Below are 23,285 nucleotides of genomic sequence, written 5' to 3'. Positions count from 1 at the left end.
TGACTGCCAGTGGTCCACTCCAACGGCGGTTATCCACAGGGGTGGTGAGGCCGCCGGGCGGCGCGTACGGTGCCAGACATGAAGATCCTCATCAGCGCCGACATGGAGGGCGCGACCGGTGTGACCTGGCCCGCCGACGTGCTGCCCGGCACGCCCCAGTGGGAGCGGTGCCGCGCGATGTTCACCTCCGACGTGAACGCCGCCGTGCTCGGCTTCTTCGACGGCGGCGCCGACGAGGTCCTCATCAACGAGGCGCACTGGTCCATGCGGAACCTGCTCCTGGAGCGGCTCGACGAGCGGGCCGAGATGCTCACCGGGAAGCACAAGTCCCTCTCCATGGTCGAGGGCGTGCAGCACGGGGACGTCGACGGCATCGCCTTCGTCGGCTACCACACGGGCGCCGGCGCCGAGGGCGTCCTCGCGCACACCTATCTCGCCAACTCCCTCACGGGCGTCTGGCTGAACGGCGAGCGGGCGAGCGAGGGCCTGCTCAACGCCCATGTGGTCGCGGAGTACGGAGTCCCCGTCGTCCTCGTCACGGGCGACGACCTCACCTGCGAGGACGCCCTGGGGTACGCGCCGGAGGCACCCAAGGTCGCCGTCAAGGACCACGTCTCGCGGTACGCGGCGGTGTGCCGGACCCCCACCAGAACCGCCGCCGACATCAGGGCGGCGGCGAAGACCGGCGCCGCGCTCGCCGTCCGCCACGAACCGGTCCGGGGCGGCCCCTTCACCGTGGAGCTGGAGTTCGACGCCGAGCACCTGGGCGCCGCCGCCACGGTGGTTCCCGGCGTGGCGCGGAGCGGCGAGCGGCGCGTCGCGTACACCAGCGAGACGATGTACGAGGCAATCCGTACGTTCAAGGCGGTCACGACCATCGTCTCGGCCGCGGTGGAGGAGCAGTATGGCTGAGGAGGTCCGGGGCCCGGACACGACGGCGCTCGACGAGGTGGTCACCTTCACCTCCGAGCTCATCCGCATCGACACCACCAACCGGGGCGGCGGCGACTGCCGCGAGCGGCCCGCCGCCGAGTACGTCGCCGAGCGGCTCGCCGCCGTCGGCGTCGAACCCGCCCTCCTGGAGCGGACTCCCGGCCGCACCAACGTGGTGGCGCGCATTCCCGGCACCGACCCCTCGGCCGAGGCGCTCCTCGTCCACGGCCATCTGGACGTCGTGCCCGCCGACCCCGCCGAGTGGACCACGCACCCCTTCTCCGGGGAGGTCCGCGACGGGATCGTGTGGGGACGCGGCGCCGTCGACATGAAGAACATGGACGCGATGGTCCTCGCCGTCGTCCGCTCCTGGGCACGACAGGGCGTCCGGCCCCGCCGCGACATCGTCCTGGCCTACACGGCCGACGAGGAGGCCAGCGCCGATGACGGCTCCGGTTTCCTCGCCGACCGGCACGCCGCACTCTTCGAAGGCTGTACGGAGGGCATCAGCGAGTCCGGGGCGTTCAGCTTCCATCCCCACCCCGGCACCACGCTCTACCCGATCGCCGCGGGGGAGCGGGGCACCGCCTGGCTCAAGCTGACCGCGCACGGCCGGGCCGGCCACGGCTCCAAGGTGAACACGGCGAACGCCGTCACGCGCCTCGCCGACGCCGTCGCCCGGATCGGCTCCCACACCTGGCCGGTCCGCCTCACCGCGACCGTCCGCGCCTCCCTCACCGAACTGGCCGCGCTGTACGCCATCGACATCGACACCCGCGCACCCGACCTCGACGTCGACCTGCTCCTCGACAAGCTCGGACCGGCCGCGGCCCTCGTCGAGCCGACCGTCCGCAACAGCACCAACCCGACGATCCTGGACGCCGGTTACAAGGTCAACGTCATCCCCGGGCAGGCCGTCGCCTATATCGACGGACGGACGCTGCCGGGTACCGAGGAGGAGTTCGCCGCGACCATGGACCGGCTCACCGGGCCGGACGTGGAGTGGGAGTTCCACCACCGCGAGGTGGCCCTGGAAGCCCCCGTCGACTCGCCGACCTTCGCCAAGCTGCGGGCCGCCGTCGAGCGCTTCGACCCGGCCGGGCACGTCGTGCCGTTCACCATGTCCGGCGGCACCGACGCCAAGCAGTTCTCCCGGCTCGGCATCACCGGCTACGGCTTCTCGCCGCTCCGGCTGCCCCCGGGCCTGGACTACGGGGCCCTCTTCCACGGCGTCGACGAGCGCGTCCCCGTGGACGCCCTGCACTTCGGTGTCCGGGTGCTCGACCACTATCTGAAGACCGCGTAGCCGTGAAGCGGCGTCTGCGCGCGGCACCGTGACTGGGGGAAGTCGTATGAAGAGCACGGCCGCCTACGGCAGCTGGCCGTCACCCGTCGACGCGGCGCTCGCCGCAGCGCACGACGGGCGGCCCGAATACCTCGGCGCCGTCGGCGACGAACTGTGGTGGACCGCGCCCCGCCCCGCCGAGGGCGGCAGGCGCGCCCTCGTCAGGCGGCGCGCCGACGGCAGCGAGGAGAGCGTGCTGCCCGCCCCGTGGAACGTCCGCAGCCGGGTCATCGAGTACGGCGGCCGGCCCTGGGCGGCGGCCGGGCGTCCGGAGGGCGGACCGCTCGTCGTGTTCGGCCACTTCCCGGACCAGCGCCTCTACGCGTACGAGCCCGACTCCGGCCCCGGCGCCGGGCCCCGGCCCCTCACCCCCGTCTCGGACGTCGGCGGCGGCCTGCGCTGGGCGGACCCCGTGGTCCACCTCGACCGGGGCGAGGTGTGGTGTGTCCTCGAGGAGTTCACCGGACCCGCGCCGACCGATGTGCGCCGGGTGCTCGCCGCCGTGCCCCTGGACGGATCGGCGGCCGAGGACCGCACGGCCGTACGCGAACTCTCCGACGGGCGCCACCGGTTCGTGACCGGACCCCGGCTCTCCCCGGACGGGCGGCGGGTGGCCTGGATCGCCTGGGACCACCCCCGGATGCCCTGGGACGGCACCGAGGTCATGCTCGCCGAGCTCGCCCCCGACGGCACCTTCCAGGACGCGAGGACCGTCGCGGGCGGACCCGCCGATTCGATCCCGCAGGTCGACTGGGACGCGGCGGGACGGCTGCTCCTCGTGAGCGACCGCACCGGCTGGTGGAACCTCTTCCGGGCGGAGGTCGACGCGGACGGCGGGGTGGGAGAACCGCTCGCGCTCTGCCCCCGGGCCGAGGAGTTCGGCGGACCTCTCTGGAAGATCGGACTGAACTGGTTCACCCCCCTGGAGGACGGGCTCATCGCCGTCGTCCACGGGAAGGGGAGCACCGCCCTCGGCATCCTCGACCCCGAGCGCGGCGCACTCGTCGACGCCGCGGGGCCCTGGACCGAGTGGGCCTCGACGCTCGCCGCCCACGGCACCCGTGTGGTCGGCGTGGCCGCGGGACCGCACACCTCGTACGAACTCGTCGAGCTCGACACCCGCACCGGCCGCACCCGGGTGGTCGGCGCCGCCCACACCGACGCCGTCGATCCCGCCTACCACCCCGAGCCGCAGGTCCGCACCTTCACAGGACCCGGCGGCCGGGACATCCACGCGCAGATCTACCCGCCCCACCACCCCGCCTTCACCGGGCCCGAGGGCGAACGGCCGCCGTACGTCATCTGGGCGCACGGCGGCCCCACCGGACACGCGCCGCTCGTCCTCGATCTTGAGATCACCTACTTCACCTCGCGGGGCATCGGTGTCGCCGAGGTCAACTACGGCGGTTCGACGGGCTACGGCCGCGCGTACCGGGAGCGGCTGCGCGAGCAGTGGGGCGTCGTCGACGTCGAGGACTGCGCCGCCGTCGCCGAGGCGCTCGCCGCCGAAGGGGCCGCCGACCCGGCCCGCCTCGCCGTGCGCGGCGGCAGCGCCGGGGGCTGGACGACCGCCGCCTCCCTCGTCGCCACCGACGTGTACGCCTGCGGCACGATCATCTACCCCATCCTCGACCTGCGGGGCTGGGCGACCGACGAGACCCACGACTTCGAGTCCCAGTACCTGTACGGCCTCATCGGCCCCCTCGACGAGGTGCCCGCCCGGTACAAGGAGCGCTCGCCGATCGAGCACGTCGACCGCGTCACGACCCCCTTCCTGCTGCTCCAGGGGCTCGACGACGTCATCTGCCCGCCCGCGCAGGCCGAGCGGTTCCTCGCGGCCACGGCGGGCCGGGGCGTCCCGCACGCCTACCTCGCCTTCGAGGGCGAGGGCCACGGTTTCCGCCGGGCCGACACCCTGGTGCGCGCACTGGAGGCGGAACTCGCTCTGTACGCCCGGGTGTTCGGCGTGGAGCGTACGGACGTGCCCAGCCTGGAGTACCGGACATGACGGCGCCATCCGGCAGTCGGTCGGGCGGGGCCGGGCCGTACGTCGGGCAGCTCACCCGGCCCGAGCGGCTCGGGCCCGGGGCGCGGGTCGCCGTCGTCGCTCCCTGCGGGCCCGTCCCGGAGGAGCGTCTGCGGGCGGGGCTCGACGTCCTGCGCGGCTGGGACCTGGACCCCGTGGTCGCCCCGCACGTCCTCGAAACCCATCCCACCCTCGGACATCTCGCGGGCGCCGACCGGGCGCGGGCCCGGGACCTCACGGAGGCCTGGTGCGATCCCTCGGTCTCCGCCGTCATCTGCGCGCGCGGGGGGTTCGGGGCGCAGCGCATGACCGACCTCGTCGACTGGAGGGCGATCAGGGACGCCGGGCCCAAGGCGTTCGTCGGCTACAGCGACGTGACCGCGCTGCACGAGGCCTTCGCCGTCCGGGCCGGATTCGCCACCCTGCACGGTCCGATGGTGGCCGCCGGCACCTTCCTCACGGACCCGCGCACCCAGGAGTCCCTGCGGGCGACCCTGTTCGAGCCCGAGTCGGTGAGGACCCTCGGTCTGGAGACGGCGCGGGCCCTGGTGCCGGGGCGGGCCCGGGGGGTGACCCTCGGCGGCTGCGTCAGCCTCCTCGCCGCCGACCTGGGCACCCCGCACGGCCGGCCCTCCGCGCACGGCGGGCTGCTGCTCCTGGAGGACGTGGGGGAGGAGCCGTACCGGCTCGACCGGGTCCTCACCCAACTCCTGCGCGCCGGTTGGTTCGACGGGGTCGCCGGCATCGGCCTCGGCTCCTGGGAGGAGTGCGGCCCGTACGAGGAGGTGCGGGCGGTGCTCGCCGACCGGCTCGGCGGGCTCGGCGTGCCCGTCGTGGAGGAGATGGGCTTCGGGCACGGCGCCACGGCCCTGACGATGCCGCTCGGTGTGCCCGGGACGCTTGACGCGGACGAGGGCACGCTCACCCTCGACATGCCGGCCCTGCGCTGAGCCGTGCGCGGGGCGGCCCTCCGCGCGCGGCCTTCACCGAATCTCCGTCAACAACCTTCGTCAGGAGCGTTGACGGGCTTTGACACGTGTCACAGCATGGGCGCTGCCCGGGTACCTACCAGTCGGTAGGTACCCGGTCCTTCGGCGTCGTCCTCAGCGTGGAGGTCTCTGTGTCCCGTGCCGTGCCCCGATCCCGCAAGACGCTCGCGCTCGTGGCCGGTGCGGCCGCGCTCGCCGCCCCCCTCGCTCTCGCCGCGCCCGCGAGCGGAGCGGAGACGGAGAGCGGCACCGGCACGTACACCGTCACCCCGCTCCGGTTCACCGTCCAGGCGGGCGGCCGGAGTTGTGCCGTCGACGCCGACCTCTACCGGCCGACGGGCGTGGACGCCGCGCACCCCGCTCCCGCCGTGCTCGCCACCAACGGCTTCGGCGGCAGCAAGAGCGACGGCTCCACCGACGCCATCGGCAGGGCCTTCGCCGCGCGCGGCTACGTCGGCCTCGTCTACTCGGGCCTCGGCTTCGGGAAGTCCGGCTGCCTGATCTCCCTCGACGACCCGGAGACCGACGGCCGCGCCGCCTCCCGGCTCGTCGACTTCCTCGCCGGCGGCCTCGCCGCGGACGACGGCACCCGCGCCGACTTCGTCACCCGAGACGGCGCCGGAGACCCGCGCGTCGGCATGATCGGCGGCTCCTACGGCGGCGCCGTGCAGCTCGCCGCCGCCTCCGTCGACCAGCGGATCGACGCCCTCGTCCCCCTCATCACCTGGAACGACCTCGCGTACTCCCTCGCCCCGAACGCCGCGGACCGCGCCACTCCCGGCGTCTTCAAATGGCAGTGGGCCAACGGTTTCTACCTGATGGGCGAGGGGCAGCCGCTGCTCGTCCCCTCCCTCGACCCCAGCCGGATCAACTCGCTCGGCTGTCTGCACTTCGTCACCGACGCCTGCGACACGGTGCGGCTCCTCAACTCCGGCCGCTACCCGAAGGCCGAGACCGAGAAGATGCTCGCCTACGCCCGGAGCGTCTCCCCCGTGTCGTACGTGGACCGGATCACCGCCCCCACGCTCATCGTCCAGGGCCAGGCCGACACCCTCTTCAACCTCAACGAGGCGCGGGCCACCTACGACCGGCTGCGCGAGCGCGGTGTCGACACCCGGATGATCTGGCAGTCCTGGGGCCACAGCGGCGGGCAGAAGCCCGGCGAACTCGACCTCGGCCAGGGCAACCTGGAGGGCAGTTACGTCGGACAGCGCGTCCTCGGCTGGTTCGACCGCCACCTGCGGAAGAACCCCACCGCGGACACCGGCCCGGCTGTCGCCTGGTACCGCGACTGGCAGAGCGGATACGGCACGGCGGACCGGGTCCCGGCGCTCAGCCAGCGGCTGTACCTCTCCGGCGACGGCAAGCTCGTCGACAACCGTACGAAGGTCGCCGAGGGCTCCCGCCGGTACAGCAACTGGCTGGTGCCGACGAGCCACTCGGAGTCCTCGCTCGCCGGGACGATCGGGCTGCCCGACCCGCGGCCGTACGACACCCCGGGCACCTACCTCGGCTGGACCAGCGCCCCGCTCGACGCCCCCGTCGACCTGGTCGGCGCGCCGAGGGCCACCCTGAAGGTGGTCTCGCCCGCGACCGAGCGGGTCCAGGGCTCCGGTGACGACGCCGACAAGCTCGTGCTCTTCGCCAAGCTCTACGACATCGCGCCCGACGGCACCAAGAGCCTGGTCAACCGGCTCGTCGCGCCGGTGCGGGTGCCGGACGTCACCCGCCCGTTCACCGTCGAACTGCCCGCCGTCGTCCACCGCTACAAGACCGGTCACCGCCTTGAGCTGGTGATCGCGGCGAGCGACACGGCGTACTCCGGCAACCGGGGCATCAAGCCGGTCACCGTCGTCAGCGCCCCCGAGGACACGGGAACGCTCGAACTGCCCCTGGTGCGGGGGCGGGTGGGGTAGCCGACACGACCCGCCCCCGGTCGCGGTCAGAGCGCCGCGTACCCCGGGCGGATCACCTCGTCGATCAGCCGCCGCCGCTCCGGCAGCGGCAGGAAGGCGGCCTCGAGGGCGGCGACCGTGAACTCCTCGAAGACCTCGGGGCCGTATCCGAAGGCGTCCACCATGTGCTGGAACTCCTCGCTCATGGTGGTGCCGGAGACCAGCCGGTTGTCCGTGTTGAGCGTGATCCGGAAGCCGAGCCGGCGCAGCTCGTCGATCGGGTGCGAGGCGTAGTCCTTCGCCGCGCCCGTCTGGAGGTTGGAGGTCGGGCAGACCTCCAGGGCGATGCGGTTGTCCCGGACGTACGAGGCCAGCCGGCCGAGCGTGCCGTCCTCGGCGATGTCGTCCGTGATCCGCACGCCGTGGCCGATCCGTTCGGTGCCGCAGACCTGCACGGCCTCGTGGATCGACTCGGCGCCGACCGCCTCGCCCGCGTGGATCGTGAAGTGGCAGTTCTCCCGCTTCAGGTGCTGGAAGGCGGGGAGGTGACGGGCCGGCGGGTTGCCGATCTCGCCGCCCGCGATGTCGAAGCCCGCCACGCCGTTGTCCCGGTGCGCGACCGTGAGCCGCGCTATCTCGAGGGAGCGGTCGGTGTGGCGCATGCCGGTGAGGAGGGTACGGACCGTGATGCGGCCGCCGGAGCGGCGCTCGCCCTCACGGAAACCGTCGTTGACCGCCTCCACGACCTCGTCGAGGCTCAGCCCGCCCTGGAGGTGCTGCTCGGGGGCGTAACGGATCTCCGCGTAGACGACGCCGTCCGCCGCCAGGTCCTCGGCGCACTCGGCCGCGATGCGGTGAAGCGCCTCGCGGGTCTGCATGACCGCGCAGGTGTGGGCGAAGGTCTCCAGGTAGCGCTCCAGCGAACCGGAGTCGGCGGCGTCCCGGAACCAGACCGCGAGCGCGGCCGGGTCCTCGGTCGGCAGCGCGGTGTAGCCGCACTCCCGCGCCAGCTCGACGATGGTCGCGGGGCGCAGCCCGCCGTCGAGGTGGTCGTGGAGGACGGCCTTGGGGGCCCGGCGGATCCACTCGGAGACGGTGGCGGCGGCAGGCGTGGCGGAGTTGTCAGACAAGTGCATGGCGGGGAAGTGTACGCGACGCGGCAGTGCCGCGCTGTGATGGCCCTCGCACGGGTCCCGAAGGGGGTGGTCGGCGGCCCGGGCGGTGGTCAGAAGGACTGGAGCACCGGCAGGGCGGGGGTGCCCGTCGGGAGCATGTGCTTGGCCGCGAGGACGGGGACCTCGCCGACCCGCACGACCTGGGTGACCAGCACCGCGGGGGTGTCCGCGGGGCGTCCCAGCTGCTCCCCGCGCCGCCGACCGAGCAGCGTCGCCGTGATCCCGCTGTGCGCGCTCAGAGCCGTCTCGCGCGAGGCCCCGACGAGGACGGAGAGCATGGAGGCCGCCGGTCCGCGCCGCCCGGCGCCCCCGGCGCGCGCCGGAGTGTCCTCCCGCGCCGAGGTGTCCGCCTCCGCAGGGGTGTCCCCGTCCGTCGCCCGCAGGGCCCGTGCGAACTCGGGGTGCACCCGGTCGAGCAGCTCGTCGGCCGCCGCCCACTCGTGGCTGAGGGCGGCCGCCGTACCTTCCCCGGTCAGCACGGACTCCCAGAACCGCAGCTCGGCGCGGGCCGGCGCGAGCAGATGCTGGGTGGTGAAGTCGGTGGGCTCCTCGACCGTCCGGAGCAGTGCCCGCACGCGCAGCGGTGCCCCCACGCCGATCAGCTCCTCCAGCGGCTGGACGTGCTCGAAGCCGCGACGCGGCGGGCGGTCGTTGACGGTCCTGCCGACCCCGCGCCGTACGGAGAGCAGACCGTCCTCCTGGAGCAGCAGCAGCGCCTCGCGCAGGGCGGGCCGGCTCACGCCCAGCTCCGCGGCGAGCTTGGGCTCGGAGGGGAGCGTCGAGCCCGGCGGGTACGTGCCGTCGTGAACGGCGTCCGCGATCCGCTCGTAGAGGGCCACGACCGGTCGCCGCCGCTGTCCGCTGACCGTCACGGCCGCTCCTCGTCTCGTTCCCACCGGTGTCAGGACCACGTCCGGGCCGGTCTCCGGCGCCGTCTCCGCCGGCCTCCGGAATACCGTCTCCGCCGGTGTCCGGCACCACGGTAGTCGGCCCACGTTGTCTGACAAGTCACCCGTACGGCTCTCCTCGCCGTCACGGTGCCGCCCCGCTCCCCCCATTCTGGTCCCACGGCGGTGGCCGGGTACGACCGACGGCACGACGGAGGAGAGGGCGGGCATGAGTCCCAAGGAGACGTCACGGACACCGGGCCGGGGCAGGGCCCGGTTCACCGAATCCCTCACTCCGGGCCGCGTCGGGATGGCGGCGCTCGCGATCATCACCCTGGTCTTCATCTTCCAGAACACCCGCGAGGTCAAGATCCGGCTCCTGGTCCCCGAAGTCATCATGCCGCTCTATCTGGCCCTCCTCGCGACCGCGATCCTCGGCGCGGCCTGCGGCTTCTACGTCGCCGCGCGGAGGCGGAAGTGAGGCGGCGCGCCGTCGTGGGCGCGGGCGCCGTCCTCGCGCTCGCCGCCTTCGCCGTCAGCTCGACCGAGGAGACGGCCGCACCCGGCGTCGCCGGGACGCACCCGGTGCCGGACTTCCTCGGCCGGGGCCTCTGGCAGGTCTTCACCCGTCTGGACCGCCGGACCCGGATCGACGTCCACGACGTGAGCGGACGGGACCGGCGGATCCTCTGGCCGCCACGGTGGCAGGTGTGCACGCAGTACCCGGCGGCGGGCACGGACCTGGACCGCCGCACCACCGTCATGATCGGCGTCGTACGGAAGGGCGAGACCTGCCCGCCCCGGGTACGGACGGCCCGCCGCTGAGGCCCGCGGGGGTGTCGACAGGCCGCCGCTGACGGCCTGGCCATGACCCGCCCCTCCGTCCGGCATAGCCTGGCCGCATGTCCGACGACCTCGGCCCGTACCTCACCGCCGGGCCCCGCGTGGGCCTGCGCGCCTTCACCCCCGGTGACGCCGCGGAGTTCACCGCCCGCGCCCGCGAGAGCCGGGAGCTCCACCGGCCCTGGCTCTTCCCGCCGTGCACGGCGGAGGCGTACCGGACCTACGCCGGCGCCCTCATCGAGGACCCGGCGCGCGCCGGATTCCTGGTGTGCGAGCGCGGCGCGGGCGGCGGGATCGCCGGATTCGTCAACATCAACAACATCGTCCGGGGCGCCTTCCGCAGCGGGGCCCTCGGATACGGCGCCTTCGCGCACGCAGCCGGGCGCGGTCTGCTCACCGAAGCCCTCGGACTGCTGACGGCGTACGCCTTCGGGCCGCTGGAGCTGCACCGTCTGGAGGCGAACATCCAGCCGGGCAACCTCGCGTCCCGCGCGCTGGTCCGCCGCGCCGGCTTCCGCCTGGAAGGGTTCTCGCCGGCGATGCTGTTCATCGACGGGGCCTGGCGGGACCACGAACGCTGGGCGATCACCGCCCCGGAGCCGGAGCCGGAGCCGGAGCCGGAGCCGGAGCCGGAGCCGGAGCCGGAGCCGGGCCCCGGCCCTCGTCCTCAGCGCTTGTAGTTGATCTTCATGGTGTCGAGGTCGGTCACGGTCGACCGCAGCGCCCCGTACCCGTGGCCGAGCTCCCGGAGCGCGGTCTCCACCCGGTCCTCCGCGAGCGCGCCCGCCATCTCCTCGCCGTCCTCGGCGTCGGAGACGACGACCAGACGGTACGAGAAGTGCTTCAGCGTCCGGTCGTAGGCCAGCGAGCCCTCCTCCGTGAACTGCATCGCCGTCAGCCCGTGCGCGTCCACCTCGGCGAGCAGCCGGGACCGGCTCTCCTCCGACAGACCGTCGAACGTGCCGCGCACGATGACCCGGTAGGTGTGCTGCGTGCCCATGTTCTTCGTACTCCCCATGCCGTCGTTCCCCCGGCCGCCCTGGCGGCGCGCCGACCGTCCACACTAGGGCGGGGCGGCCCGCGCCGCCGGGAATATCCGGACGGCCCCGACGCCGCGCCCCCCACGCGCCCCTCGTGGAGAGCCCCTGGTCAGGACGGCCCCCGGAGTGTTCCATGGGGCGATGACGACCGTTCGACGTGCCGTACTGACGCTGCCCGCGGCCCCGTTGGGCCCGGACAACCCTCTTCCCGCGCTGAAGACCCCTGTCGGCGCCCACGCCGTCGACGCCCGGACCCTCGCGGAACTCCCGCGCGACATGGCCCGGGGCATCGGGCGGGCACCCCTGCGCAGCCTGCTGCCCGCGCCGGTGCGCGACGGCTACGGCCGCGAGCGCACCCCCACGGACCTCGACACGATCGTGATCGAGAACGACCGGCTGCGGGTGACCGTCCTGCCCGGCCTCGGCGGCCGGATCCACTCCCTGCACCACAAGCCCACGGGACGCGAACTCCTCTACCGCAACCCGGTGTTCCAGCCCGCCGCGTTCGCGCTCAACGGCGCCTGGTTCTCCGGCGGCGTCGAGTGGAACATCGGCGCCACCGGCCACACCACCCTGTCCTGCTCGCCCCTCCACGCGGCGACCGTCCGCGCGCCCGACGGCGGACCGATGCTCCGCCTCTGGGAGTGGGAGCGGCTGCGCGACCTCCCGTTCCAGGTCGACCTGTGGCTCCCGGACGGCTCCGACTTCCTGTACGTCGGGGTCCGGATCCGTAACCCCCACGAGCGGACCGCCCCCGTCTACTGGTGGTCCAACATCGCCGTCCCCGAGCACCGCCGCGTGCTCGCGCCCGCCGACGCGGCCTGGCAGCACGGCTACGAGCGCGGTCTGCGCCGGGTCCCCGTCCCCGTCGCGGAGGACGGCACCGACCGCTCGTACCCCCTGAACGGCACCCACGCCGCCGACTTCTTCTACGACCTGCCCGACGGGCAGCGCCGCTGGATCGCCGCCCTCGACACGGACGGCAGCGGGCTCGTCCAGACGTCCACCGACCGGCTGCGCGGCCGCAAGCTCTTCCTGTGGGGCACCGGGCGGGGCGGACGCCGCTGGCAGGAATGGCTGACGGAACCCGGCACCCCGGGCTACGCCGAGATCCAGGCCGGACTCGCCCGCACCCAGCTGGAGCACCTGGAACTCGCGGGCGGCGCGGAGTTCAGCTGGCTGGAGGCGTACGGCCCGCTCGCCACCGACCGCGCGGCGGCGCTCGGCGACGACTGGACGGCCGCCCGCGCCGACGTCGAACGGAGCCTCGCCGGAGCCCTGCCCCGCAGCGCCGTCGACACGGCCTACCGGGCCTGGCGGGAGGGCGCGGCCGACTCCGCGCCGGAGGAGGTCCTCGCCGTCGGCTCCGGCTGGGGAGCCCTCGAAGTCCTGCGCGGAGGCCTTGACCTGCCGGGCACGCCCTTCCCCGCGTCGACGCTCGGCCCCGAGCAGGAGCCGTGGCGGGAGCTGCTCCGCACCGGCGTCCTGCCGCCCCCGCCGAACGGCTCCGTGCCGGGCGCGCCGCTCGTCGCCCCGCCCTGGCGGGACATGCTGGAGACCGCGCCCGCCGATCCGTCCACCGAGTACCACCTCGGCGTCGCCCAATGGCACGCCGGTGACCGCGCCCAGGCGGTACGGAGCTGGGAGCGGGGACTGAAGGAGGCCGGCGTGCGCTGGCCGCTGCTGTACTGCCTGGCCGTCGCCGACCGGGAGGACGGTCACCCCGACCGGGCCGCCGAACGCTTCGCGGAGGCCTTCGCCGACCACACGGGCCGGGGCGAGACCCCCGGGACGCTCACCGTCGCACTCGGGCGCGAGGCGGTCGAGGCCCTCCTGGGCGCCGGCCGGCCCGACGACGCCAGGGCCCTCTGGGGCCGGCTGCCGGAGCGGGCCCGGCGGAGCGGCGCCTTCCGGCTGCTCGAAGCGCGGCTGCTGCTCGCCGAGGGCAGGAAGGACGAGGCCCGCGCGGTCTTCGACACCGGCTTCGAGGTCGCCGACCTGCGCGAGGGCGCCGAGATCCTGGGCGAGATCTGGTCCCGGCTCACCGACGAACCCCTCCCGGACGCCTACGAGTTCCGGATGCGTCCGAGCTGACGACGGGCGGCGGGGGAGGAGGCGCCGGCGCCAGGGCCTGTCTTCCGGATGAGGCCCCGCGAGCCCGGTCTGATCCGGAAGACAGGCCCTACCCTGGAGGCGCGGAGACCGTGGCGGGACGGGGGGTCCGGAGATGGCGGCCTGGGCGACACAGGAGTGCCGGTGCGGGCATCCGCGTTTCCGGCACGGCGAGCCCCGCTTCTCGGGCTCCTGCGCCGCCTGCGGCTGCGACACCTTCGTGCTGCCACCGGCGCCGGCCCTCCGGGAGCCGCCCCCGCCCCCCCCGAACCGGACCGCACACCGCACCCGAACTGCCCTTTCCAGGACCCGGACTGTCTCGGCGTACACCCCTTCCTCTGAGCCCTGCCCGAAAAGCCCGCTCCTGACCGTGAGCTGCGTCACTTGCCCCAGGTCTTCCCTTGTCCCGTTCGCGCGCCTTGTGCCTAAGGTGAGCGCCGCGTGCGGAGGATCCTGACCAATCCACCGCGTACGCACGTCATTTCGGCGGCCGGGGGAACACCGTCGCCGACACGGGGGAGGGGTCGTTCCGTCATGCCTTCATACGCGCCGCCCGCGCGCTCCTGGCCGGTCCGCGCCATGCCCGCGCGGCCCTGACGGCCGCCCCGAACCCCAGCGTTCCCCCTTCTCTTCCACGGCCCTCCGGCCCGCCGGTGCCACCCCCCAACGGAGAAAGGGACACCCCGTTGCGTCGCAGACCAGGGTTGTTCAGACCGGGATCGAACAGATCCGCCTTCCTCACCCCCGCCCTCACCGCCATCGTCGCCCTGGCCGTCATCGGCGGCCCCGCCGTCCAGCCCGGCCCCCTCGACCGGATCGAACCGGTCGGCAACTCCTACGACTGGTACGAGGAGACGGCGGCCGAAGAGCTGCGGCAGGACCAGTGCCTGATGGCCGAGGTGCTGCGGCTCGGCGGCCCCGCCATGGCGGCCGTCGCGCGGAACGGGCTCGACCAGCCGGCCGAGGGCCTCCACGCCGCGGCCAACCGCAAGTACTGGGAGACCACCCCGCTCTCCACGGCGTACACCAAGGACCAGGACGCCGCCGACAAGCAGCTGGCGGCCCTCCTCGCCCTCCGCGAGACCTGGAAGAAGCCCCTGGCCGGCCTGACGACCCCGGCCGGCATCAACGACGCCACCTTCCACTGGCCCCCCGGGACCAGAGACGGCGAGGACTTCCAGTCCCAGACCGGTCTCACCGGGTGGATCGCCGACCGGTTCTGGAAGAGCGAGGGCGACTTCTACGAGGACACCACGCCCCGGGCCGACGAGAAGACCCGCAAGGCCGTCATCGACCTCGGCACCCCCCTCTACGGCAAGGACCCCGACTCGACGACCAGCACCAACTGGGCCCGGGACGTCGCCGAGAACGAGGGCTTCAAGTGGCTGAGGGACGCCACCTTCGAGCCCACGGGCGCCGACAACGCCCGGCTCTTCCTCGCGTCCGGCGGCTTCGCCCGCACCGCCCCCACGCCCGGCACCGCGGAGTACCGCATCGCCGTCGAGGACCTGAAGACCCGGTTCTCGACCTGCGCCTGGCGCGACCCGATCGACCCGAACAAGGTCCTCGGTGACGTCACCGCGACGGCCGCCGCCGAGTGGCAGCAGGAGATCGCCTCCCAGGCCGTCCAGCGCAACCAGGTCGTGAACGCGGGTGACGACGCCACCAGGGCGCTCGCCGCCGGCGCCGAGGCCCTGGGCCAGATGCTGGGCCACTCGTGGGTCGCCGACCACCTCGCCCGCTGGCAGGACTTCTGGTCACCGGGAGGCGTCGGCCGGATCGGCGACGCCGTGTCCACCGTCGAGCTGACCGCGGCGAAGGGCAAGTGCCTCGACGTCCAGAGCGGCGGCACCGCCGACGGCACCCCCGTCCAGGTCTACACCTGCAACGGCTCCACCGCGCAGGGCTGGCGGATGGAGGGCGACGACCTCGGCCTGCACCTCCGTAACGTCAAGTCCTTCAAGTGCCTGGAGGTCGCCGGGAACGGCACCGCGAACGGCACGAAGATCCAGATCCGTACGTGCGACAGCTCCCCGGCGCAGACCTGGGCCTACACGCCCCGCGCCACCACGGCGCTGAAGCACGTCGCCTCGGGCAAGTGCCTCAACTTCCCGACGTACGACCTCGGCAAGGACGCGCTCCTCGCCACGTGCACCGGCACCGGCCCGCAGCAGCTCACCATCAAGCCCTCCGGCCAGACCGGCGACGTACAGCCCAAGGCCCACTTCGACCAGGCGACCAAGGGCGTCGCCGACGCCAAGGCGGGCGCCAAGGCGCAGCTCGCCGTCCTCAGGCAGAAGGCCGCCGCCGCGAAGGCGGCCGCCGCCGCATCCGAGGCGGCGATCCAGGCCGCCTACGCCATCGCCGACAGGAACGGCGCGCCGCGCGGCCGAGGACTCCTCGTGGGCCTGCAGAAGGCCCAGGTCACCAAGGGTGTCGCCGCCGCGCTCGACGCGATGGTCAAGGCCGGCGAGACCGCGGAGGCCGCCACCCGGGCGGCGGCCGCGGACAGCGCGACGATCGCGCAGCGCGCCCTCACCCAGGCCGCCCAGTCGAAGGCGGAGTTCCGCAAGGAGGCCGCTCGGACGGCTGAGCTGCAGGCGAAGGCAGCGGCCGAAGGCGCCAAGGCGCACCGCGACAACGCCAAGAAGGACAAGGAGACGGCGGAGGCGAAGCTCGCCGTCGCCCTGAAGGCCGAGGGCGACGCCAAGGCCGCGGCAGCCGAGGCGCACGCCAAGCGTCTCGCCGCCGAGGCCGAGGAGTCCACGGCGAAGGCGGAGAAGGACACCGCCGCCGCCAAGCAGGGCGAGGCCGCCCAGCACAAGAAGAACGCCGAGGCGGAGGCCACCAAGGCCGAGAACGCCAAGAAGGCGGCCGAGTCCTCCGAGGCCACCGCCGTCGAGAAGAAGAACGCCGCGGTGAAGGCCCGCGACAACGCCAAGGCCAGGCGCGACGACGCCTGGGAGGCCGAGCAGCGGGCCGATGTCGCCGCCGCCAGGGCCGCCGCGAAGGAGGCCTTCGCCCAGGCCCACGAGTCCGACGCCAACGCCAAGGAGTCCCGCGAGGCGGCCGACGCCGCCTGGGGTCACGCCGACGACGCGGAGGCCGCGGCGGGCAGGGCACGCGGCGAGGCCGACCTGGCCACCCAGGCCGCGGCGGAGGCGGACGCCGCCGCCACCCGCGCCGAGGCCGCGGCCAAGCGGTCCCGCGCGCACGCCGACGACGCACAGGCGGCGAAGCTGAGGGCCGACGCGGCGGTACGGACCGCGACCAGCGCCGCGGCCGACGCCATCGCCGCGAGCGAGCACGCCGCCGCCGAGGCGAAGATCGCGGTGCGGCTCGCCGACGAGGCGGACGCGAGGGCGAAGGAGGCCAAGGGCCACGCGGACGCGGCCGCAGTGGAAGCCGCCACCGCGCGGGCCACCGCGGCGAAGGCCGCCGGCTTCGCCTACGTCACCGCGCAGGCCGCCGCCGACGCCGGCGCCGCCGCCGCGCAGGTCGCCAAGCCCGCGAACGACGCGATCCAGCTCGGCTCCCCCTACGTCACCACCGACGCCACCGCGGGTCTCGTGGTGCTCACGGGCCAGGCGTCGAAGACGATCGCCGAACAGCAGAAGGCCGTCGCGCAGGCCCACGCCGACAACGCGAAGGCCGAGGCCGCCGTCGCCAAGGCCCTCGCGGACGCGGCCACGGGCGACGCCAAGCAGGCGTACGTCCACGCCGCCAACGCCGCCGGATACGCGGCGGAGGCCCGCGGCTACGCCAAGGAGGCCCTCGGCTACGCCGCCGACGCGGCGACCGCCGCGTCGAAGGCCGCGGCTTCCCTGGCGCGGACCGTCGACTACGGCCGGAAGGCCGCCGAGGACGCCGCCGCCGCCGACAGGGCCGCCGGACGGGCCGAGGGCCACGCCCGCGCCGCCCGGGACTCCGCCGACCAGGCCGCGCTCGACGCCGAGGGCGCCCGCGCGGCGGCCAGCCGCGCCGAGCAGTCCGCCAAGGACGCGCGGGCGGCGGCCGACCGCGCCGCCACCGCCGCGACCGAGGCGGAGGAGGCGGCCAAGGACGCCCTGAAGTACGCCAAGGAGGCCCAGGAGGCCGCGGAGTCCGCGGCCCGCAAGCAGGCCAACCAGCAGATCAAGGACGGCGCGGGCACGGGCGGGATCGGGGGCACGTTCTTCGTCGTCGACGAGGACAGCATGACCGTCACCGACGCCAAGCCGAACGAGCCCTGCGTCCTCGAAATCGGCTTCGAGGGCTGCACCGTCACGTTCACGGTGACCTTCGACGTCAAGGTCGACTTCTACCTGTGCACCAACCCGGACGTGCCGGCCACCGAGTCCGGCTGCCCGGCCACGGACACCCAGCACCTCGACACCCAGCCGTTCACCGGTCTGAAGAAGGAGGTCACCCAGTACTTCAGCAAGTGGGACCTCGCCAAGCAGACCCTCGTCTACCAGGTCCTCAAGGAAGTCCTGGTCCAGGACTTCGTCGACTGCTGGCACGGCAGCGTCAGTGGCTGCGCCTGGGCCGCGAGCAACTTCATCCCGGGCAAGGCGTTCGGCAAGGTCGCCGAGGCGATCCGCGCCCTCGACGCCGCCCTGAAGACCGGCACCGGGGTCCGCGACGCGTTCAACGCGCTCAAGGCCCTGGACGTGGACCCGGCGACCCTCGCCCGGATCGAGAACCAGGTCAACGTCTACGAGGACGTGTTCGTCGCCTGCGAGCGGAACAGCTTCCCCGGCGGCACCAGGGTCCTCATGGCGGACGGCTCGCACCGCCCGATCCGCGACGTCCGCGTCGGCGACCGGGTCCTCGCCACCGACACCCGCACCGGAGGCCTCCGGGCCGAGGACGTGACCGACACCTACCGCCACGACACCGAACGCCTGGTGGACGTCTCGGTGGCCGGTGGACAGCTCACCAGCACCGCCGGACACCGCTTCCTCGTCCTCGGCCGCGGCTGGACCACCGTCGCCGACCTCCGCGTCGGTGACCGGCTGCGCACCCCGGAGGGCACGGAGCAGACCGTGACGGCCCTGCGGGACCGCTCCGGGCTCGCGCCGCGCACGGTCTTCGACCTCACGGTCGACGGACCGCACACCTTCTACGTCCGGCCCGAGGGCGAGCGGGCACGTGACGTACTGGTCCACAACTGCACCGACATCGTCGCCGACGAGGGCCTCCTGCAGGCGCACACGCTGGGTGAGCACGTCAGGAAGAACAACGCCCAGATGCAGGCCAAGGCCGAACGGGACGGCATCGCGGGCAGGTGGACCAACCAGGCGACCGCCGCTGCTTCCGTCGACCGTGCGATGCGCGAGTGGATGCAGGTCCCCGGCAACGCCGACAGGCTGTCGGACTGGACGACCAAGATGGCCCGGCTCCACGGCCAGAATCCGAGCCGCCTCTTCGACTGCAAGAGGGACTGCTTCGACTTCGACTGGGAGATCGGCGGTCAGAGCTCGCTCGGCAGCGTGTGGCGCAGGGGCGGCGACGAGAACGCCCCTGCCGCCGCGAGCAACAAGGTCAAGGTCGTGCTGCGCTTCACGCCGAAGGTGAGGGGGGAGGGGCAGCACCTGAAGAAGTACGTCGTCTTCACGTCGTACCCGCTCCCCAGCTAGTCCAGCGACGACCATGGAACGGGCACCCCTCGCGCCGGGGGGTGCCCGTTCCGCACGGGAGGTACGTGAATGGCGCGCACGCGCGAGGTGTACTACTACGACTACGCGGGCGACTTCGGGCTCAGCGGCCTCGCGGGCACGCTGTGCGCCCGTACGACGCTCCGCCTCGACGAACCGGTGGTGCTCGCCCTGGCCGGGGCGGAGGCGGACGACGACGACCATCAGCTCGGCGGGGACGTACGCCTCCTCCTCGACTCCTCACTGCCGGACGACGTGATCCACACCGTGTGGCTCGCGGCCGTCCGGCGCTGCTTCGACCCGGCCGAGGAGGGCACGGACACCCGGGCCTGGCTGGAACGGGTCGCGGAGCTGTGCCCGCCGCGCGCACCGGAGCGCGATCCGTACGAGGCGAAGTCCCTGGACGAGGCGCGGCCGGTGGTGCCGGAGCCGGAGCTGCGGACGGCCGTGGCGGCGGAGATCGAGTCGGCCGCGGCCCGGCTCGAACGTGCCGTCGCCGTCCCGGGCATCGTCACGGCACTGCTCCGGGTCGTGCGCGAGGCGGACGCCGACCTCGGGTTCCGGCTGTTCCTGAGGGCGCTCAAGGCGTACTCCGTGCCGGTCGAGGCCGACGCGTACGACCGGCTGCTTGCCATCGGCGACCTGCTGGCATACCCACGGGCCGCCGTCCACGAGGAACTGACCGTGCGCTGGGCGCCCCTCGATCCGGGCCGCCGCGACTTCGCGTCCGGCCGCTTCGGGCTGCCGATGCTCGCCGCCGTTCTGCGCGGAACCGAATGGCACCACCTGGGCACGGTGCGGGAGCACATCCAGCGGGTCGCCGACGACGGCCCGGGACGGGCTCCGGGCACGTCCGCCGCGGTGCTCCTCGACGACGCGTGGCGACTCCTCGACTCCGCCCTGTCCGCGGAAGCGGTCGGTCTGCTCTGGCGGACCGCCTCCAGGCGCCCGCAGGCGGTCGACGAGGACGAGTTCGACGCCGACCCGTGTGCCTGGCTGGAGCAGGTCGTCCAGGTGTGCCACGCCCACCTGGACGAGGTCGACCCCGCCTACGCGCCCTTCCTGTCGCCCGCCAGGACCGATCTGACGGAGCCGGTGCTGCGGGAGGTGCGCGAGGCGGTCCGTGCCGGCGCGGCGGAGCTACGGGGCGTGGCGCGGGTCCTGGAGGACGTGGTCACGGCGGTCGACCCGGACCTCGGCTTCCGCTTCCTCCTCCAGATCCTCTTCACGTACGACGTCCCCGTCACGGGCGACCGGCGCGACCGCTACCGGGAGCTCGCCGCGCGGTTCGGGTTCGCCGCGGACCACCTCGACGACGCGCTGCCCGCCGACGCGTCATAGCCGGGACGTCGAGCCGCCCATGGGGTCCTTCGGGAGACCCGTCAGGACACCCGGCACAGGATCTCGCCGTGCGGGACCATGAACCAGGCGTCCTCCCGCGTGCCCCACTCCCGCCAGGCGTCCGCGATCGACGCCAGCTCGGCGGCGGTCGCGTGGCCGCCGGAGACGGCCAGGTCCGCGTAGGCGGAGTCGGTCGTACGGTCCGCCCACAGGCCGCTCCACCAGGACCGCTCATCGGCGGTGGCGAAGCACCAGGAGGCGGCCGTCGTCGTGATGTCGGTGAAGCCGGCCCGCCGGGCCCAGGAGAGCAGACGTCGTCCCGCGTCCGGCTCGCCGCCGTTGGCGCGGGCGACGCGGTGGTACAGATCCAGCCACCCGTCGAGGGCGGGCCGTTCGGGGAACCAGGTGAAGGCCCCGTAGTCGCTGTCGCGGGCCGCGACGACACCGCCCGGCCGGCACACCCGCCGCATCTCGCGCAGCGCCTGGACGGGGTCGCCGACGTGCTGGAGCACCTGGTGGGCGTGGACGACGTCGAAGGAGTCGTCGGGGAAGTCCAGGGCGTGGACGTCGGCGACGCCGAACTCGACGTTGTCCAGGCCGCGTTCGGCCGCCACGGCACGGGCGTTCGCCAGCACGCCGGCGGCCGCGTCGACCGCGGTCACCCGGCCGGGCGCGACCCGGGCGGCCAGGTCGGCGGTGATGGTGCCGGGCCCGCAGCCGACGTCCAGGACGTCGAGGCCGGCGCGCAGCGCGGGCAGCAGATAGGCCGCCGAGTTGGCGGCGGTCCGCCAGCTGTGCGAGCGCAGGACCGACTCGTGGTGGCCGTGGGTGTAGACGGCGGTCTCCTGGGCCGCGTCGTGCGCGGACGGGGCTGAGGCGTGCGTCATGGAAGCGACTCCCTCGCTGTGGGTGCGTGTCACCACCGTACGCATGCATGTCGCATGATGAGACCCGCGTCTTGCTATGTGGATAACCGCGCGGGTTATCTGGCCAGACTGACCGTCAGTCGAACAGGTCCCGCCGGTACCGGATTTCGTCCAGGACGAGGCCACCCGTCTCCTCCCGTACGACCTCGCCGTCCGGCCGCCAGCCCGCCGCCTCGTAGAACCGGCGCCCCCGCGCGTTCCCCGCGAACACCCACAGCGCCGCCGTACGGAACCCGGCCGCCGCGAGCGCGTCCGTGGACGCGGAGAGGAGCGCCCGCCCCCTGCCCGCGCCCCAGGCCTCCGGCAGCGCGTAGAGGGCGGCGAGCTCGCCCGTGGTGGCGGGATCCAGCCCCTCACCCGACCAGGCCCGGAAACAGGAGAAGGCGAGCACCCGCCCGTCGGAGCCCGTCGAGACCAGGACCGAGGGCCGGTCCGGAGCCGTCAGCCGGGCCCGCCACACGGCGGTGCGCTCCACCACGTCCAGGGCGTCCAGGTGGGCGTCGGGGAGGAGGCCGCGGTAGGCGGCCCGCCAGGACAGCACGTGCACGGCGGCGACGGCCGCCGCGTCCCCGGGAAGCGCTTCACGTATCGACATCCCGCATTGTCGGCCGGCGAGCGCCCCCGACGCCTCCGAGATCTCGTCCCCCGGGGCCCGCGTGGTGCGGCGGCCACGACCGTCCGCCCCGACGAAGCCTCCGGGAGCGTCACCCGTACGGCCCTGACCGCCCGCGCCGCGAACGGCCGCGGCCCCCACGAGACCCGGTCACCGTCGCCGTCCCGCCCGTCGCCTGAACCGACGCCTGGAGCGGCGGAAACGCCCGAACCTTCGTATAAAGGGCACGGGGGTGCCGTGCCCGGCGCCCCCGTGCGCTCAGGAGGTACGGGACATGCGGCAGACGGCTCCGGACGGCCGTGGCCCGGTGCGGTACGGCCCTCCCGACCCCGACACCGGCCTCCCCGTCCTGCCCGGGCTCGCCGGACTCCTCGCCGCCGCCGCCGGACGGACCGCCCCCGAACCGCCCGGCGGCGGCCCCATCCTGCGCGAGGCGGCCGCCGGCTACTGGTGGCGCCGCGGCCTGCGCACCCACCCCCAGGACGTGGTGGCCGCACCCGGCGCCCCCGCCCTCCTGCTCGCCCTGATCGCCGCCCACGGCGGCGACCTGCTGCTGCCCCGGCCCTGCCCCGCCCGCTGGACCCCGCAGGCCCGCCTCCTCGGCCGCCCCGCCTACCACGTGCCGACCCCCGCCGAGTGCGGCGGCGTCCCCGACCCGTACGCCCTCCTGGAGACGGTCCGCCGGGTCCGCGCCGAGGGCGGCACCCCCCGCCTCCTGCTGCTCTCCGTCGCCGACGACCCCACCGGCACCGTCGCCCCGCCCGAACTCGTCCGCGAGGCCTGCGAGGCCGCCGTCGCCGAGGGCCTGCACGTCGTCAGCGACGAGACCTGGCGCGACACCCTCCACCAGCCGGGCGACACCGTGTTCCTCAGCCCCGCCGAGATGTGCCCGGACGACGTGACCGTCGTCAGCGACCTCGGCGGCGCCCTCACCCCGGCCGCCTGGCCCTGCGCCGTCGCCCGCTTCCCGCCCACCGACCCGTCACGGGCCGACCGCTGGACCGACCGCAGGGCACGCGTCCTCGACGTGCTCACCGCCCTCGGGGCCGTCGTCCCCGGCCCCGTCGCCCCCGCCGCCGCGCACGCCCTCGACGAACCCGAGGACGTCACCGGACGGGCCCGGCTCGCGGCCTCCGTCCACGGCCGCCTCGCCACGGCCGCGCACCACGCCGTCCTCGCCGCCGGAGCCCTCGCCCGGCCCCCACAGGCCGGCCGGCACCTCTACGCCGACCTCGGACCGCTGCGGGCCGGTCTCGCCGCCCGGGGCGTCACCGACTCCCTGGAGCTGGAGAGCCATCTCACCGAACGGCTCGGCGCCCCGGTGACCGGCGGCCACCGCTTCGGCGACGAACTCGGCGCGCTGCGCGTCAGGTTCGACACGGGCATGTTCCTGGGAAGCACGGAGGAGGAGAGAGTCGAGACGCTGGAGTCCCCGGACCCCGTGGAACGTCCTCATGTGGCCCGTGCGCTCGCGGAGTTCGGAGGAGCTCTGGAGGAACTCCGATGACCGCACGAGCCGCA

17 protein-coding genes are annotated in these 23,285 nt (G+C 74.1%); 12 read left to right on the top strand and 5 right to left on the bottom strand.

The window, feature by feature from the left end:
- Positions 1–78: 78 nt before the first annotated feature.
- The 5 genes from ACZ4VK_RS11980 to ACZ4VK_RS11960 all read left to right on the top strand — a co-directional run bounded on the left by ACZ4VK_RS11980 (position 79) and on the right by ACZ4VK_RS11960 (position 7,209).
- Positions 79–912, top strand: coding sequence for a M55 family metallopeptidase (locus ACZ4VK_RS11980; RefSeq protein ID WP_468351135.1), 834 nt, complete (start codon positions 79–81; stop codon positions 910–912).
- Positions 905–2,239 (top strand): M20/M25/M40 family metallo-hydrolase, encoded by a 1,335-nt coding sequence (locus tag ACZ4VK_RS11975; protein WP_468351133.1) that lies wholly within the window; start codon positions 905–907, stop codon positions 2,237–2,239. The genes ACZ4VK_RS11980 and ACZ4VK_RS11975 overlap by 8 nt, the downstream gene beginning before the upstream one ends.
- A gap of 46 nt (positions 2,240–2,285) precedes the next feature.
- Positions 2,286–4,286 carry a S9 family peptidase gene (locus ACZ4VK_RS11970; protein WP_468351131.1) on the top strand — a complete coding sequence of 667 codons (2,001 nt, stop codon included), beginning with the start codon at positions 2,286–2,288 and terminating at the stop codon, positions 4,284–4,286.
- Complete coding sequence (locus tag ACZ4VK_RS11965; protein ID WP_468351129.1) at positions 4,283–5,254, top strand: S66 peptidase family protein; 972 nt, start codon at positions 4,283–4,285, stop codon at positions 5,252–5,254. The genes ACZ4VK_RS11970 and ACZ4VK_RS11965 overlap by 4 nt, the downstream gene beginning before the upstream one ends.
- Before the next feature lie 170 nt (positions 5,255–5,424).
- Positions 5,425–7,209 (top strand): CocE/NonD family hydrolase, encoded by a 1,785-nt coding sequence (locus ACZ4VK_RS11960; RefSeq protein WP_468351127.1) that lies wholly within the window; start codon positions 5,425–5,427, stop codon positions 7,207–7,209.
- Positions 7,210–7,235: 26 nt separating this feature from the next.
- On the opposite strand, the gene ACZ4VK_RS11955 is transcribed toward ACZ4VK_RS11960, so the two are convergent.
- Both ACZ4VK_RS11955 and ACZ4VK_RS11950 read right to left on the bottom strand, forming a co-directional pair.
- Positions 7,236–8,324 carry an adenosine deaminase gene (locus tag ACZ4VK_RS11955; RefSeq protein WP_468351125.1) on the bottom strand — a complete coding sequence of 363 codons (1,089 nt, stop codon included), beginning with the start codon at positions 8,322–8,324 and terminating at the stop codon, positions 7,236–7,238.
- Between the two features lie 89 nt (positions 8,325–8,413).
- Entirely contained in the window at positions 8,414–9,235 is an 822-nt protein-coding gene (locus ACZ4VK_RS11950; protein WP_468351122.1) for a GntR family transcriptional regulator, read from the bottom strand.
- A gap of 244 nt (positions 9,236–9,479) precedes the next feature.
- On the opposite strand from ACZ4VK_RS11950, the gene ACZ4VK_RS11945 reads away from it, so the two are divergent.
- From ACZ4VK_RS11945 to ACZ4VK_RS11935, 3 genes are all read left to right on the top strand, one after another.
- Positions 9,480–9,731 (top strand): LapA family protein, encoded by a 252-nt coding sequence (locus tag ACZ4VK_RS11945; RefSeq protein ID WP_468351120.1) that lies wholly within the window; start codon positions 9,480–9,482, stop codon positions 9,729–9,731.
- Positions 9,728–10,075 (top strand): hypothetical protein, encoded by a 348-nt coding sequence (locus tag ACZ4VK_RS11940; protein WP_468351118.1) that lies wholly within the window; start codon positions 9,728–9,730, stop codon positions 10,073–10,075. The genes ACZ4VK_RS11945 and ACZ4VK_RS11940 overlap by 4 nt, the downstream gene beginning before the upstream one ends.
- 77 nt (positions 10,076–10,152) lie before the next feature.
- Positions 10,153–10,773, top strand: coding sequence for a GNAT family N-acetyltransferase (locus tag ACZ4VK_RS11935; protein ID WP_468351116.1), 621 nt, complete (start codon positions 10,153–10,155; stop codon positions 10,771–10,773).
- Here the strand turns inward: ACZ4VK_RS11935 and ACZ4VK_RS11930 are convergent.
- Entirely contained in the window at positions 10,761–11,093 is a 333-nt protein-coding gene (locus ACZ4VK_RS11930; RefSeq protein ID WP_468352012.1) for a DUF6204 family protein, read from the bottom strand. The genes ACZ4VK_RS11935 and ACZ4VK_RS11930 overlap by 13 nt on opposite strands.
- A gap of 181 nt (positions 11,094–11,274) precedes the next feature.
- Between ACZ4VK_RS11930 and ACZ4VK_RS11925 the strand changes: the two genes are divergently transcribed.
- The 3 genes from ACZ4VK_RS11925 (at position 11,275) to ACZ4VK_RS11915 (ending at position 20,225) form a co-directional block, all read left to right on the top strand.
- Positions 11,275–13,227 (top strand): DUF5107 domain-containing protein, encoded by a 1,953-nt coding sequence (locus ACZ4VK_RS11925; RefSeq protein WP_468351115.1) that lies wholly within the window; start codon positions 11,275–11,277, stop codon positions 13,225–13,227.
- A gap of 908 nt (positions 13,228–14,135) precedes the next feature.
- A complete protein-coding gene (locus ACZ4VK_RS11920) occupies positions 14,136–18,866 on the top strand; it encodes an RICIN domain-containing protein (RefSeq protein ID WP_468352011.1) in 4,731 nt (1,576 codons plus the stop codon).
- A 69-nt stretch (positions 18,867–18,935) separates the two neighbouring features.
- On the top strand, positions 18,936–20,225 hold the full coding sequence (locus ACZ4VK_RS11915; RefSeq protein WP_468351113.1) for a hypothetical protein: 1,290 nt from the start codon (positions 18,936–18,938) through the stop codon (positions 20,223–20,225).
- A gap of 41 nt (positions 20,226–20,266) precedes the next feature.
- On the opposite strand, the gene ACZ4VK_RS11910 is transcribed toward ACZ4VK_RS11915, so the two are convergent.
- Together ACZ4VK_RS11910 and ACZ4VK_RS11905 are read right to left on the bottom strand one after the other, a co-directional pair.
- A complete protein-coding gene (locus tag ACZ4VK_RS11910) occupies positions 20,267–21,112 on the bottom strand; it encodes a methyltransferase domain-containing protein (protein ID WP_468351111.1) in 846 nt (281 codons plus the stop codon).
- Between the two features lie 115 nt (positions 21,113–21,227).
- A complete protein-coding gene (locus ACZ4VK_RS11905; RefSeq protein WP_468351109.1) occupies positions 21,228–21,746 on the bottom strand; it encodes a GNAT family N-acetyltransferase in 519 nt (172 codons plus the stop codon).
- A gap of 292 nt (positions 21,747–22,038) precedes the next feature.
- Between ACZ4VK_RS11905 and ACZ4VK_RS11900 the strand changes: the two genes are divergently transcribed.
- On the top strand, positions 22,039–23,271 hold the full coding sequence (locus ACZ4VK_RS11900) for an aminotransferase class I/II-fold pyridoxal phosphate-dependent enzyme (protein WP_468351107.1): 1,233 nt from the start codon (positions 22,039–22,041) through the stop codon (positions 23,269–23,271).
- The last annotated feature ends 14 nt before the right edge of the window (positions 23,272–23,285 follow it).

The organism is Streptomyces sp. NPDC028711, from assembly GCF_055565415.1.
The sequence above is the reverse complement of the archived record's forward strand: the minus strand, read 5'-3'. Positions and strand labels throughout refer to the sequence as shown.

Coding starts and splice junctions, on each gene's coding strand:
- ACZ4VK_RS11980 (WP_468351135.1), top strand. CDS start 79: ATGAAGATCCTCATCAGCGCCGACATGGAGGGCGCGACCGGTGTGACC.
- ACZ4VK_RS11975 (WP_468351133.1), top strand. CDS start 905: ATGGCTGAGGAGGTCCGGGGCCCGGACACGACGGCGCTCGACGAGGTG.
- ACZ4VK_RS11970 (WP_468351131.1), top strand. CDS start 2,286: ATGAAGAGCACGGCCGCCTACGGCAGCTGGCCGTCACCCGTCGACGCG.
- ACZ4VK_RS11965 (WP_468351129.1), top strand. CDS start 4,283: ATGACGGCGCCATCCGGCAGTCGGTCGGGCGGGGCCGGGCCGTACGTC.
- ACZ4VK_RS11955 (WP_468351125.1), bottom strand. CDS start 8,324: ATGCACTTGTCTGACAACTCCGCCACGCCTGCCGCCGCCACCGTCTCC.
- ACZ4VK_RS11945 (WP_468351120.1), top strand. CDS start 9,480: ATGAGTCCCAAGGAGACGTCACGGACACCGGGCCGGGGCAGGGCCCGG.
- ACZ4VK_RS11935 (WP_468351116.1), top strand. CDS start 10,153: ATGTCCGACGACCTCGGCCCGTACCTCACCGCCGGGCCCCGCGTGGGC.
- ACZ4VK_RS11930 (WP_468352012.1), bottom strand. CDS start 11,093: ATGGGCACGCAGCACACCTACCGGGTCATCGTGCGCGGCACGTTCGAC.
- ACZ4VK_RS11925 (WP_468351115.1), top strand. CDS start 11,275: ATGACGACCGTTCGACGTGCCGTACTGACGCTGCCCGCGGCCCCGTTG.
- ACZ4VK_RS11920 (WP_468352011.1), top strand. CDS start 14,136: ATGGCCGAGGTGCTGCGGCTCGGCGGCCCCGCCATGGCGGCCGTCGCG.
- ACZ4VK_RS11915 (WP_468351113.1), top strand. CDS start 18,936: ATGGCGCGCACGCGCGAGGTGTACTACTACGACTACGCGGGCGACTTC.
- ACZ4VK_RS11910 (WP_468351111.1), bottom strand. CDS start 21,112: ATGACGCACGCCTCAGCCCCGTCCGCGCACGACGCGGCCCAGGAGACC.
- ACZ4VK_RS11905 (WP_468351109.1), bottom strand. CDS start 21,746: ATGTCGATACGTGAAGCGCTTCCCGGGGACGCGGCGGCCGTCGCCGCC.
- ACZ4VK_RS11900 (WP_468351107.1), top strand. CDS start 22,039: ATGCGGCAGACGGCTCCGGACGGCCGTGGCCCGGTGCGGTACGGCCCT.